The 12973-nt window shown below is 38.1% G+C and carries 12 protein-coding genes; 11 read left to right on the top strand and 1 reads right to left on the bottom strand.

Annotated features, from left to right (window positions below; all coding sequences use genetic code 11):
- Positions 1-52: 52 nt before the first annotated feature.
- Together lysA and JNUCC51_RS05420 are read left to right on the top strand one after the other, a co-directional pair.
- Positions 53-1372, top strand: a complete 1320-nt coding sequence (lysA, locus tag JNUCC51_RS05425; protein ID WP_337991171.1) for a diaminopimelate decarboxylase — start codon at positions 53-55, stop codon at positions 1370-1372.
- Between the two features lie 199 nt (positions 1373-1571).
- Complete coding sequence (locus tag JNUCC51_RS05420) at positions 1572-1946, top strand: GNAT family N-acetyltransferase (protein ID WP_337991170.1); 375 nt, start codon at positions 1572-1574, stop codon at positions 1944-1946.
- Here JNUCC51_RS05420 and JNUCC51_RS05415 read toward each other — a convergent pair.
- Positions 1940-2446 carry a DUF309 domain-containing protein gene (locus JNUCC51_RS05415; protein WP_337991169.1) on the bottom strand — a complete coding sequence of 169 codons (507 nt, stop codon included), beginning with the start codon at positions 2444-2446 and terminating at the stop codon, positions 1940-1942. The two genes, JNUCC51_RS05420 and JNUCC51_RS05415, sit on opposite strands and share 7 nt — an antisense overlap.
- 55 nt (positions 2447-2501) lie before the next feature.
- Here JNUCC51_RS05415 and JNUCC51_RS05410 point away from each other — a divergent pair, with 55 nt between their 5' ends.
- From JNUCC51_RS05410 to JNUCC51_RS05370, 9 genes are all read left to right on the top strand, one after another.
- Entirely contained in the window at positions 2502-3281 is a 780-nt protein-coding gene (locus JNUCC51_RS05410) for a segregation/condensation protein A (protein ID WP_337991168.1), read from the top strand.
- A complete protein-coding gene (gene scpB, locus JNUCC51_RS05405) occupies positions 3253-3846 on the top strand; it encodes an SMC-Scp complex subunit ScpB (protein WP_337992189.1) in 594 nt (197 codons plus the stop codon). The genes JNUCC51_RS05410 and scpB overlap by 29 nt, the downstream gene beginning before the upstream one ends.
- Before the next feature lie 86 nt (positions 3847-3932).
- Positions 3933-5003, top strand: coding sequence for a D-alanyl-D-alanine carboxypeptidase family protein (locus tag JNUCC51_RS05400; RefSeq protein WP_337991167.1), 1071 nt, complete (start codon positions 3933-3935; stop codon positions 5001-5003).
- A 679-nt stretch (positions 5004-5682) separates the two neighbouring features.
- Positions 5683-6414, top strand: a complete 732-nt coding sequence (locus JNUCC51_RS05395) for a pseudouridine synthase (RefSeq protein WP_337991166.1) — start codon at positions 5683-5685, stop codon at positions 6412-6414.
- Between the two features lie 354 nt (positions 6415-6768).
- Complete coding sequence (resA, locus tag JNUCC51_RS05390; RefSeq protein ID WP_337991165.1) at positions 6769-7302, top strand: thiol-disulfide oxidoreductase ResA; 534 nt, start codon at positions 6769-6771, stop codon at positions 7300-7302.
- Positions 7303-7315: 13 nt separating this feature from the next.
- Complete coding sequence (resB, locus tag JNUCC51_RS05385; RefSeq protein WP_337991164.1) at positions 7316-8980, top strand: cytochrome c biogenesis protein ResB; 1665 nt, start codon at positions 7316-7318, stop codon at positions 8978-8980.
- A complete protein-coding gene (ccsB, locus tag JNUCC51_RS05380) occupies positions 8977-10164 on the top strand; it encodes a c-type cytochrome biogenesis protein CcsB (RefSeq protein WP_337991163.1) in 1188 nt (395 codons plus the stop codon). Before resB ends, ccsB begins: the two co-directional genes overlap by 4 nt.
- Before the next feature lie 175 nt (positions 10165-10339).
- Positions 10340-11056: a response regulator transcription factor gene (locus JNUCC51_RS05375; protein ID WP_049668637.1), complete on the top strand. Its 717-nt coding sequence runs from the start codon at positions 10340-10342 to the stop codon at positions 11054-11056.
- On the top strand, positions 11049-12824 hold the full coding sequence (locus JNUCC51_RS05370; protein WP_337991162.1) for an ATP-binding protein: 1776 nt from the start codon (positions 11049-11051) through the stop codon (positions 12822-12824). The genes JNUCC51_RS05375 and JNUCC51_RS05370 overlap by 8 nt, the downstream gene beginning before the upstream one ends.
- Positions 12825-12973: the final 149 nt, after the last annotated feature.

The following is a 12973-nucleotide window of genomic DNA, read 5'->3' as shown; positions in this document are numbered from 1 at the left end:
GAGGTGCAATTTTTATCACAAGATGGAACGATGTGAAAAGGGAGAGATGCACATGCATTTATATGGAACACAAGCGATTTCTGAAGATGGTCATTTAACGATTGGACAGGTAGATACATTAGAGCTTGCAAAAGAGTATGGTACACCTTTATTTGTGTATGATACAGCGCTTATTCGTAAGCGTGCACGCGGCTTTATTGATACGTTTAAAAAACTAGGTGTAAAAGCAGAAGTAGCTTATGCTTCAAAAGCATTTGCATGTGTAGCTGTGTACCAATTAGCGGCACAAGAAAGTCTATCTTTAGATGTTGTCTCTGGTGGAGAATTATTTACAGCTTTAAAAGCTGGTTTCCCTGCAGAGCGCATTCATTTCCATGGTAATAATAAGAGTATTTCAGAATTAGAATTAGCATTTGACTCGAAAATCGGTTGTATTGTCGTGGATAATTTTTATGAAATTCAACTTTTACAAGAAATTTCAGAGCGCCGTCAACAAAAAATGCGTATTCTACTACGTGTCACACCAGGCGTTGAGGCACATACGCATGATTTCATTACGACAGGTCAAGCTGATTCTAAATTTGGCTTCGACTTAAACAATGGTCAAGCAGATGAAGCTTTCCAACGAACTTTTAACCATGAATACTTAGAGCTTCTAGGTTTACACTGCCATATTGGCTCACAAATTTTTGACACAGCGGGCTTTGGCTTAGCGGGAGAAAAACTAATTGATAAAATTTCTGATTGGAAGAAGGCTCACGATTTTACATGTACTGTGTTAAACTTAGGAGGGGGCTTCGGAATTCGTTATACTGAGGAAGATGCACCGCTTGAGCCACAAGTATATGTAGAGGATATGATTACAGTTGTAAAGAACAAAGCGACTGTACTAGGTCTAACTATGCCGGAAATTTGGATTGAACCAGGGCGATCTCTTGTAGGCGATGCAGGAACATCACTTTATACAATTGGTTCACAAAAAACAGTACCTAATGTTCGTAAATATATTGCTGTCGATGGTGGTATGAGTGATAATATTCGTCCAGCATTATATGATGCGAAGTACGAGGCGGTCATTGCAAGTAAAGTAAATGAATCAAAAAGTGAAACATATACAGTGGCTGGTAAACTTTGTGAATCGGGCGATAAATTAATTATTGATGCTAAGCTTCAGGAAGCAGCTTCTGGTGATGTGCTAGCAATCTTCTGTACAGGTGCGTATGGTTATTCGATGGCGAGTAACTATAATCGTGTGCCACGACCAGCAGTTGTATTTGTGGAGAATGGCAAGCATCAATTAGCAATTCGACGCGAAAGTTATGAAGATATTGTACAAAACGATCTCCCGCTAACGTTAAAAAAGGGTGAGTAAATATGAGAAAAAACAAATGGGTATTACTAGCGTCCATTTCAACTTTTATTTTGTTGTGGGGCGTTGTCTATTGGGTATTGGCGTCTAAAGGTATTCTCGGACCTGGTTCGTAAGACAGAAATTGACTTGCGGTAAAAGTACAAATCGTGTAGGATAGTCAAAGATTATGTACAGCTAGAAAAAGAGGGAATAGACAAATATGTTAATTCGATATAAAAAAGCTTTCGAGAAAATAGCAATGGGGCTACTCTCGTTTATGCCTAACGAAAAAGACATAAAAAAGCTCAAAGAGACAATCCACTCCTATGAAAATGATGATAATTGGGTTTTATATTTATGGAAAAAGAACGATGAGTATATAGGCATTGTTGGACTTGTAACAGACAGTAATAGTATGGCTACGATTCAACATGTATCCGTTGTCCCTTCCTATAGAGGTGAGGGTGTTGCGAAGGAAATGCTACAGGAAGTAGCAGACCTGGGTCAGTATGAAAGTGTTCGTGCAACAGAGGAAACGCGTAATATTGTTCAAAGATGTATAAATTGTATCGATGAAGAAGCAGACGATCATTGACGTCTGCTTTTTCTTTGTTTGCTTTCTTGACGCTCTGCAAGAATATGTGAGCGATCTCGAAGCATATGTTTATGAAGAAGATAATTAGAGTTACTTGGTGGTAAAATCTGTATGCGAGCAAATGTTAATTCCTCTAATTTGGGTGAAAGAGGAAGTTGAAATGCTTGAAAGGACTTGCCCTTTTGGATAGCAGAAAGTGAATCTGTTAGTTGTGTTAGTAGTATTTCGTAGTCGATTTCGTCAAAAAAGATGTGGCCCATATTATGTTGAAAATTATGGAGTGTTTTTTCTAAGATTCGCGCAGAGCCAGTAAAATTGTCACGTCGCCAATGATATAAACCTGTTGCGAGCTGTACGTAACCAACGAGAGGGTGCACTTTATCACCTGGAGCAATTTCCTTCCAGTATTCCTCAAGAACTTCATGGCATTCAAAAAAATCTTGATTACCATTAAAAAAAGCACAATAGTCGATAAATAAAGTGTGATGCTGTGGATGCATTTTGGACTCCTTTCTACTATACTAAAAGAACATAGAATCTCAGGGTGGTAAAACAATGTCTTATGAAGTAAAATTAGAAGCCTTTTCAGGGCCTCTTGATTTATTATTGCATTTAATTCACAGATTGGAAATTGATATTTATGATATCCCAATGGCTGAAATTACTCAACAATATATCGACCATATACATGCAATGCAGGTACTGGAGTTAAATGAGGCTAGTGAATATTTAGTGATGGCTGCAACATTATTAGCTATTAAAAGTCGTATGCTCTTGCCAATTCATGAAGGTGAGCTTGAAGATGCCGAATTAGAAGTCGACGGCCCAGACCCTCGTGAAGAACTGGTGCAACGCTTAATAGAGTATAAGAAATATAAAGAAGCAGCGAGTAGCCTGCAAGAACTTGAAACAGATCGTGCACAGGTATTTACACGGCCTCCAGCAGATTTATCGGAGTTAGCATCGGATGAGCAAATGGCGTTATTTGATTTGAACGTCAACATCTATGACATGCTTGGAGCTTTTCAAAAACTGATGCGTCGAAAAAAATTAAAAAAACCGCTAAAGACAACTGTAGCGAGACAAGAACGCTCGGTGAAAGACCAAATGCGTTCGGTTGTCGATTCATTACGATCTACAGGTGGACGTGCATCATTTTCCGAGCTTTTCCCCTATGAAGATAAGCCAACGCTTATTCTGACGTTTTTATCTCTTCTTGAACTAATGAAACGTCAGGTCGTCATCGTAGAGCAAGACGGTAACTTTGAAGAATTAACAGTTACATTACAGAAGGAGGAATGGGATGATGACGAAAACATTGATGCTACAGAGTAGAATAGAAGCCTTATTATTTGTTGTTGGAGACGACGGCTTAACCATTAAGCAATTGTCACAACTTTTAGGTGAACCAGAAGAGTTAGTCGTACAAACAATGGAAATGTTGAAAACAACATATGAAGAAGATTCAGCAAGAGGCCTTGCTATAAAAGAAATAGCTGGGGTTTATCAGCTTATAACAAAATCTGATCTAGCAGATACCATTCAAAGATTAGTAGAAAATCCAACTGCTCAATCATTATCGCAAGCCTCGCTTGAGGTATTGGCTATTGTGGCATACAAACAGCCAATTACACGTGTAGCAATTGAAGATTTACGTGGTGTGAAATGTGAAAGACCAATTCAAACGCTCGTTTCTAGAGGGTTAATTAAGGAAGTTGGTCGCTCGGAAGGGACAGGACGTGCAATTTTATATGGTACTACAAAGGAATTCTTAAACTACTTTGGTTTAAATAGTATAGAAGAAATGCCGCCTTTACCTGAAGAAGAGTTAGTAGAACCAGAGCAAGAAACAGATTTATTTATGACCAAATTCCAAGAAACCTTTAATGGAGTAAAGTAAATAAACAAGATTTGAAGGTATATTACTTAGCTTGAAACATAAATATAATCTATATTTTCCTATTACTTTTAATAAGGAGTGGCTCGTTGCTTCGGTTAGTACGTTTAATATTGTTCATGACAGTCGTGGTAATGTTAATGCTTCCTCAAACCAGTTTTGCGCGGGGTGGCAGCGGATATGCTGTTTTAGATGGTGATACGGGCCGTGTATTATTTGCATCAAATAGTGATGCACGGTTACCAATTGCTAGCTTAACAAAAATTTGGACAGCACTCGTTGCTATTGAAAATAGCAATCTTCAAGATGAAGTAGTTATTTCACCTAGAGCTTCAACGGCAGAGGGCTCGTCAATTTACTTGCAGGCTGGTGAAAAAGTTACGGTAGAAACACTGTTATATGGTTTGATGCTTCGCTCAGGAAACGACGCAGCAACAGCTTTAGCAGAACACGCCGGCGGATCAGTAGAAGGGTTTGTAAAGTTAATGAATGAGCGGGCTGTTGTTGCTGGTCTCACAAATACAGTATTTATGAACCCGTCTGGCTTGCACCATGATGAGCACTTGTCGTCAGCGAGGGATACTGCTGAAATGTTAAGGATTGCTCTCCAAAATAGAACTTTCAAGAAGATTGCATCCACAGTTCTTTATCGTGCCAATACTGAAAACGGGATGTTGTGGGAAAATAAACACCGTTTATTACGAGAAGGGTCAGGGACTGCCATCGAAATAGGGGATGAAACACAACAACCTGTTAATGCATTAAAATCAGCAAAGGGTTCAGCATTTGCCGGAAAAACAGGCTTTACAAAGGTAGCTGGTCGGACCCTTGCAACCGCCTTCCAAAAGGACGGGCAAACCTGTATTGTCGTCACTTTGAATGAGTCCGATGACTGGAATGTACATCGGGGCTTAGCCAACAAGGTTTGGCAAGAATACAGCCTTGAAACAGTGGTGAAAAAAGGTAAATATAAAGTCAATAAAAACCTTTCCATTCGTTTAGAGGAACCAATTCTTTTGCAATTAAATAAAGAAGAAAAAGAAAGTGTAAGGCAAGTGTTGCATGTTTCTAGAAAACGTATGGAAGGTGTACTGTCCATCTTTCTCGGTGAAGAGCGTATCTATGCAGTGCCAGTAAAAGTTGAATCAGTGGATCGTTAAAAGCGATTCGCTGATTTTTTTGTTTATTACTTGAGTGAGAGGATTTTAATAAAATTGGATCATCATCAAAAGTTAGGGATGACATTTGTTAAAAAGTATGCAATTTAATTTTAGTGTAAAGGCTGGGCAACAAAATAGGATTCACAATTGTGTGGGAATCTTTTTTTGCTCTTTGAAAAGTGGATGTCGATAAAATTTAGAAGTTGGTCGATAAAAAATGAAAGTTCGTCGATAAAACTCAAAAGTTGGTCGATAAAATGTAAAAGTGATCCGATAAAATTCAAAAGTTGGAAGACATCCTGTTGTTGCTGCCGCTACGTTGCACTATGCTTTCGCACATTCAAAACATATTGTGCCGCTTCCTTTCGTGCAAAAAACATCTTCCGCCCCAAGCGACTCACCCGACGCCCTCAGGAAAGCCCCCAGCCCGAGCGGAAATTAACCCCACGTTATGGTGATAGACCCCTAAACATCAAGTGTAAATTATCCAGAAACTAGTCGATAGAAATTATTTCAAATAATTTAATTACTTATGCATAATTAGTTTTTCTTTAATAATGTATAAAAGTATGACATAATTTTCACAGATTAGCGGGAAAAATAACCTTATTCCTAATGTGTGAATGAGGTTTAAAGTTTGGTGTCAAAACCAACGTGAATGAAAACTAGAGGTGAAAGAATGGAAAGATTACAAAAGGTCATTGCGTATGCCGGAGTGGCGTCTAGGCGTAAGGCAGAACAAATGATATTAGAAGGAAAAGTTAAAGTGAACGGTGTCGTAGTTCGAGAGTTAGGTACAAAGGTTTCCAACTCAGATACGATAGAAGTAGAAGGCGTTAAGCTTGAGAAAGAGGATAAGGTTTATTATTTACTATATAAACCACGTGGAACGATTTCGGCTGTAACAGACGACAAAGGACGCAAAACTGTCACAGATTTGTTTAAGCATATTCCGCAACGAATTTTCCCGGTTGGCCGTCTCGACTATGATACATCAGGCTTATTGCTATTGACAAATGATGGCGAATTTTCTTATATGCTGACGCATCCGAAGTTTAAAATCGACAAAACATATATTGCTCGTGTTAAAGGTGTTCCAACGATTGAAGGTTTAAAAAAGCTTCAACGAGGAATTAAGCTAGAAGATGGTAAAACAGCTCCTGCAATGGTTAGTATGACTTCATTTGATGAAAAAGCAGGTAAAGCAATCTGTGAAATTACGATCCACGAAGGTCGAAATCGTCAAGTGCGTCGCATGTTCGAGGCGATCGGTACTCCTGTTGTTAAACTAAAACGTGAACGCTTTGCCTTTTTAGATTTATTCGGACTAGCTCCAGGAGAATATCGTGAATTATCAAAGCATGAAGTGAAGCAATTGCGAGTGTTAGCGGAGACAGGAAAAATCGGATAAATGAGTAATTACTAAGAGAAAGTGAAATACTTCTATGTACAATAGTAATGTTTTCACTTTCTTATTAGTGAAATCGTTCATAAATCATTCATAATTATTAGCTAAGTGTTTGTGTTTCATTTTGCTATAATAGGTGAGAATAGCTTACCTAAATTTGTTGCAACCTGATGAAATCGTTTCCATGATTTGTAAGGTTGTGTTTGACGCACAAGTGAATGACAAATATAAAATTTGACAAACATGTAAATGTCGTAAAAAAAGAAGCAGTAAAATCTATACATATGAATGTTTGTATGAAAAGCTTAGCGTCAGTAGGAGTTACTCTAAGCCGTAATTGATAGGGGGTTTATTAACTTGGAGAAAAAGAAAAAACGTCTCGTCATTCGTACTATTATTTTAGCAGTCTTAGTATTAGCAATTGGTTACACGGTATACGGAACAGCGACAAAGGATAAGGTAGAGTTATTAGCAGTTGGCTCTCAAGCACCAGACTTCACGTTAGTAGATTTAAACGGCGAGAAACATAAGTTATCTGATTATAAAGGGCAGGGAGTGTTTTTGAACTTCTGGGGAACTTGGTGTAAGCCGTGTGAAAAGGAAATGCCTGCAATGGACCGTCAGTATAAAGTTTATAAAGATCAGGGTGTACAAACATTGGCGGTTAATATTGCACAAACAGATTTTGAAGTACAGAACTTTGTCGATAGACACGAATTAACGTTCCCAGTAGTTATTGACAAAACGAAAAGCGTAATGACTGCTTACAATGTAGGTAATTTACCTGCAACTCTCCTTATTGACCCAGATGGTAAAGTAGCCAAAATTGTTACTGGTGAATTGACGGAGGAAAAAATTGCTTCGTACATGGAATTAGTGAAACCGAAATAAGGAGTAAATGACTATGGAAAACATCATTTGTGCTTGTGGTCATAGTAACCCATATGGCACGAAGCTTTGTGAGAAATGTGGTCGTCCTTTAACTGAGGAAGGTAAACAAACAAAAGTTGTTGATATGCGTTACGATGGTACGGCGATTCGTTCAAAAACGTATAATAAAACAGTCATCGATAAAATTTGGAATTTCTTCTCGAATGTAAAAGTGGGTATTGCCCTAATTATTATCACGTTGGTCTCGGCGTCAATCGGAACAATATTACCGCAAGAGATGTATGTTAATGCCCCGGAACCTAGTAAAGCGGAGTATTATGAGAAAGTGTATGGCTTCTTTGGCAAACTCTATAATAGTTTAGGACTTTCTAATTTGTATAGCACTTGGTGGTTCCAAATTTTAGTGGGTATGCTTGCGATATCCATTATTGTTGCGAGTTTAGACCGTGGGTTACCATTGCATAAGTCTCTAAAAAATCAACGCGTTAAACGTCATGAAAGTTTCATGAAGCGTCAACGTATCATTGGGGAAGGACAAGTGTCAAATCCTGATGAAATGTTAGATAAAGTTGAGCAAAAAATGACTGAATTAAAATATCACGTTCGTCGTGATGGAAGTGCGCTGCTAGCAGAGCGCGGTCGTTTTGCTCGGTACGGCCCATACATAAACCATGTCGGTCTCATTATCTTTTTAGCAGGTGTTATGTTGCGCTTAGTACCTGGTTTTTATGTGGATGAGACGATTTGGATCCGCGAAGGTGAGACACGAGCTATACCGGGGATGGATGGCTATTTTATTAAAAATAATAAATTCATTTTGGAAACCCATGGCGATAAGCCTCAGGACGAGGAAACAAACCAAGGTGTAAATGCTAAGGCGAAAAACTATCAAACAGACGTCACACTATACAAACAACCTGAGGGAGCTATTCCAGGGGATATAGACAATCTTGAAAAATTGAGAGATTACTCTATTCGTGTCAATCACCCGTTAAAAGAAAGCGGTTTTGCGCTTTATCAAATGAATTATCGTCTTAATGAATTGAGACAGATGAATTTTGACTTAGTAAATAAAGCAACAGAAGATGATTCACTAGGTCAAATTCAAATTGATTTAACGAATCCTAAAAAAGAATATGATTTAGGAAATGGTTCTTCAGTACAGATTCTTGTTTATACACCGGATTTTTCTGGTTTTGAAAATGGTGAACCACAGACAAAAACATCAATACCAAATAATCCAGCATTTTTATTTAGAATGATAACACCAGAAACTCCAAAAGGTGAAGTAAGCTTTGTAGAAATTAGGAAGCCACCACTTGAACCACTTGGTGAAAACAAATATAGAATGAAATTCGCTGCAGCAGAGATGCGTAATTCATCGAACTTTACAATTCGTAAGGATAGTACGATACCGATTTTATTTGTCGGTGGTATTATTTTCATGATTGGTGTAGTAATTGGCTCATATTGGAACCACCGACGTTTATGGTTACAGGTGGAACCGGATGGTCGAGTGTTGATGGCTGCTCATGTGAATAAAAATATGTTCAGTATGAAAAAAGATTTAGATACAGTCACTACATTTGCTGGCCTACCACCATATGAAGATCAGTTAGATAAGTCAGAAGATGTCAAGAAATCCACAAAGAAAAAGGAAGGTGACAACACCTTATGAGTTTGATTGACATAAGTGGAAACCTATTATTTGTAGCATTCATAGCCTACCTAGTTGCAACATTATTATTTGGTGGATCGATAAAACAATCGAATGCAACAGGCAAAAATACCGAAAAATGGGGTAAGGTTGCAATTGGTGTAACAATTATAGGTTTGCTTGCACAGCTTGGTTATTTTGTCACTCGTTGGATTTATTCAGGGCATGCACCTGTTAGTAATATGTTTGAATTTACGACTGCATTCGGAATGTTCATTGTTGGGGCATTCATATTGATTTATTTTATTTATCGCGTGCCAGCTCTAGGCTTAGTAGCATTGCCTGTGGCGATATTAATAATTGCTTATGCTTCGATGTTCCCGAAAGAGGTAAGTCCTTTAGTGCCCTCTTTACAAAGTTACTGGTTAACAATTCATGTTATTACAGCCGCTTTAGGCCAATCAATTTTAGCAATTAGTGCGGTAGCAGGACTAATTTATTTATTAAAAGTAGTTGATTTAAAGAAGCCTTCTAAACAACGTTTCTGGTTAGAAGCGGTAATGTTCTTCCTTGTGGTAGTCGTTGGTTTCGTAGTTGCTACATCAATCTTTAATATGATGGATTACGATTCAACATATACTTATGTTGATAAAGAGGGTAATGAACGTCAAATTGAATACAAAATGCCGCCACTATTTGGTATGAATGAATATAAGGCAGTGGAAGAACATGGCATGTCTCCGTTAGTAGAAATGCCAGGGCTTATTAATGCGAAGAAATTAACAACAGTTGTTTGGTCATTATTAGTAGGATCAATTTTATACTTATTAATTCGATTAATTGCACGACGTCGAATTAGTGCGATTTTCCAACCTTTTGTCAAACGAGTGAATTTACAATTAGTCGATGAAATTGGTTATCGCTCAGTGTTGATTGGCTTCCCAGTATTTACGTTAGGGGCTTTAATCTTTGCAATGATTTGGGCACAACTTGCGTGGAGTCGTTTCTGGGGATGGGATCCGAAGGAAGTGTGGGCACTTATTACGTGGTTATTCTATGCAGCATTCCTACACTTACGTTTATCAAAAGGCTGGGAAGGTGAAAAATCTGCATGGTTAGCATTAATTGGTTTTGGGATTATCTTATTCAACTTAATTGCTGTTAACTTGATTCTTGCAGGCTTACACTCATACGCTTCAGCTTAAACTAATTTGATAAAATAAAAACAGATTAATTTGAGCATATATGAGTTTTTTACGTCGCTAGTATTAGAAAGAAGAGCCTTCTTGCTGTGGCAAGGGGGCTTTCTTTTCTTTTCAATATGTGCAGTACCATGTACAATAGAAGGTAGAGAAAGATAAGAAGAGAGGGATCGTGAAAGTGTCAGAAAATATTTCAGTATTAGTAGTAGATGACGAGGATCGTATTCGACGCTTATTAAAAATGTATTTAGAGCGAGAAGGGTACCTTGTTGACGAGGCAGAAAATGGTGAACAAGCGATCGAAAAATCTTTAGAAAAAGAGTATCACTGTATTTTATTAGATATTATGATGCCTGAAAAAGACGGGCTTGAAGTTTGTGCGGAAATCCGTGAACGAGCAGCAACACCAATTATTTTATTAACTGCAAAAGGCGAGGAAGCGAATCGTGTACAAGGCTTTGAGCTAGGAGCAGATGATTATATTGTAAAACCGTTTAGTCCTCGTGAGGTTGTGTTACGTGTGAAGGCTATATTACGTCGTTCACAAGCATTCTCACCTTCGACAAATGCTTCTTCTTCAAAAGATTTAGTTGTGTTCCAACATTTAATGATTGATCATGATGCGCATCGTGTAACAGCAGAGGGTATTGAAGTAAATTTAACGCCTAAAGAGTATGAATTACTTTATTTCCTAGCCAAATCACCAGACAAAGTATTTGACCGTGAACAATTACTAAAAGAAGTTTGGCATTATGATTTCTTTGGCGACTTACGAACAGTTGACACACATGTAAAACGTTTACGCGAAAAGCTCAACCGTGTATCTGAAAACGCTGCAAAAATGATTGTTACTGTATGGGGCGTTGGCTACAAATTTGAGGTTGTCAATGAATAGAATATGGAATAGTGTTGTCGGGAAGCTATGGGTAACCATATTGCTTCTCGTTTCATTTGTATTGTTTGTTTTCACGGTTCTAATGCTTGAGTTTCTTCAAAAGTACCATATGCAACAAGCAGAAAGCTCCTTGCGTCAAACTGCAGCAATAGTTGCGAGTATAATAGATGATAATGAAACAGCAGAGTCGACTTCGGAATTATTAAAAGATATTTTACCTGAAAGTACTAATGCACTTATTGCTATTAACCATGACAGTGTTTCTTTCGCTATGCAGGAAGGTGTAAATAAAAAAGAAATCCAGGATATGATTTTAGCCAATAAATCGTTCCAAGAAGTTTTTCAATCAGATGAACCGATTATTAAGGAAATGATGATGCCGTCTTCCACAGACGAAGAAAAGTTGGAATCGTATGTTGTGCTTGGTTTCCCACTAAATGTGGAAAATACAGTACATGGGGCTGTTTTTATTTATCAAAGTCCGGATGCGCTGCATAAAACATCGAAAGAGACAACGAAAATTGTCTTTTTATCTGCTTTCATTGCCTTTGTGCTAACGACATTTTTTGCGTTTTTCCTTTCATCACGTATTACGTCACCATTACGTAAAATGCGTGAGCTAGCGTTTGAAATTTCTAAAGGGAATTTTGAAGCGAAGATGCCGACTACACAAAATGATGAAATTGGCCAGCTTGCAGTTGCCTTCAATCAAATGGGCCGTCAATTGAAACATAATCTAGAAGTGATCAATCAAGAAAATGAACAGCTTTCAAATATTTTAACATCGATGACAGATGCAGTTATTACATTTAATCGTGATCGTACAATATTATTAAGTAATCCGCCAGCGGACCGTTTAATGCAAAAGTGGTTTGTCAATAAGGGATCACAAAGTGCGAAGCCAATTCCGCCAGAGCTTTATCATATGCTCGATCATGTACTGATGTTTGAGGATAAGCTCGAAGAAGAAATTGAGATGGATGGAAGTTACTATACGTTTACGATTAGCCCTCTTTATAGTGAGGAGTCGATACGTGGAGCGGTCGCGGTTATTCGTGATATGACTGAGCAGCATCGTTTAGAAAAACTGCGTTCAGACTTTATTGCCAATGTTTCTCATGAGCTCCGGACGCCGATTTCGATGCTCCAAGGTTATTCAGAGGCTCTAATGGATGATGATTTTATTCAGGATCAAGAAGAACGTAATGAGATTACAAAAATTATTTATGATGAATCGAAACGTATGGGGCGCCTCGTAACAGATTTATTAGACCTTGCGCGTATGGAATCGGGGCATATGACGCTTTACAAGGATGAACTCCCAATTAATTCAACATTTGAACGTATTACTCAAAAATTTGCACAGGTTGCAAAAGAGAAACATGTTGGTCTAATATTTGACAGTGAATTTAATGATGAAGCTACGATTAGTATAGACGAGGATCGAATTGAACAAGTATTAACGAATTTAGTTGATAATGCTCTCCGTCATACTGATGAAGGGTCAGTAACAGTGAAGGTTGAGCAGGAGCCAACCTTTGCAAAGATATCTGTCCAGGATACAGGGCATGGTATTCCACAAGAGGACTTACCATATGTCTTTGAACGTTTCTATAAAGCAGATAAAGCACGTACGCGTTCTAAAGGCGGAACTGGCCTAGGTTTAGCTATTGCTAGAAATATTGTCAAGGCACATTCAGGCAATATTATGGTAGATAGTGTGCTGAAAGAGGGGACTACCTTCACATTTTATTTACCTTTTGATTAATACTATTAACTTCTTTCGACAATGTGTCTTTTGTACCGAAAGCGTAGCGACAGGTACAGAAGTCTCCCACCTCTTTAGATGGTGGATGAATGCGGGTTTCAGTTACTATTCGACGGGTGTACAAACATCTACTGAAATAGAGGAACTCA

This window comes from Lysinibacillus sp. JNUCC 51 (assembly GCF_015999525.1).
In the GTDB taxonomy this organism is placed as follows: Bacteria; Bacillota; Bacilli; order Bacillales_A; family Planococcaceae; genus Lysinibacillus; species Lysinibacillus xylanilyticus.
The sequence above is the reverse complement of the archived record's forward strand: the minus strand, read 5'-3'. Positions and strand labels throughout refer to the sequence as shown.

What these genes read in the sequence shown, in the direction of transcription:
- resB (WP_337991164.1), top strand. Translation starts at nt 7,316, where the DNA reads ATGGAAAACATCATTTGTGCTTGTGGTCATAGTAACCCATATGGCACG.
- JNUCC51_RS05395 (WP_337991166.1), top strand. Translation starts at nt 5,683, where the DNA reads ATGGAAAGATTACAAAAGGTCATTGCGTATGCCGGAGTGGCGTCTAGG.
- lysA (WP_337991171.1), top strand. Translation starts at nt 53, where the DNA reads ATGCATTTATATGGAACACAAGCGATTTCTGAAGATGGTCATTTAACG.
- scpB (WP_337992189.1), top strand. Translation starts at nt 3,253, where the DNA reads ATGACGAAAACATTGATGCTACAGAGTAGAATAGAAGCCTTATTATTT.
- JNUCC51_RS05370 (WP_337991162.1), top strand. Translation starts at nt 11,049, where the DNA reads ATGAATAGAATATGGAATAGTGTTGTCGGGAAGCTATGGGTAACCATA.
- JNUCC51_RS05415 (WP_337991169.1), bottom strand. Translation starts at nt 2,446, where the DNA reads ATGCATCCACAGCATCACACTTTATTTATCGACTATTGTGCTTTTTTT.
- JNUCC51_RS05420 (WP_337991170.1), top strand. Translation starts at nt 1,572, where the DNA reads ATGTTAATTCGATATAAAAAAGCTTTCGAGAAAATAGCAATGGGGCTA.
- JNUCC51_RS05410 (WP_337991168.1), top strand. Translation starts at nt 2,502, where the DNA reads ATGTCTTATGAAGTAAAATTAGAAGCCTTTTCAGGGCCTCTTGATTTA.
- ccsB (WP_337991163.1), top strand. Translation starts at nt 8,977, where the DNA reads ATGAGTTTGATTGACATAAGTGGAAACCTATTATTTGTAGCATTCATA.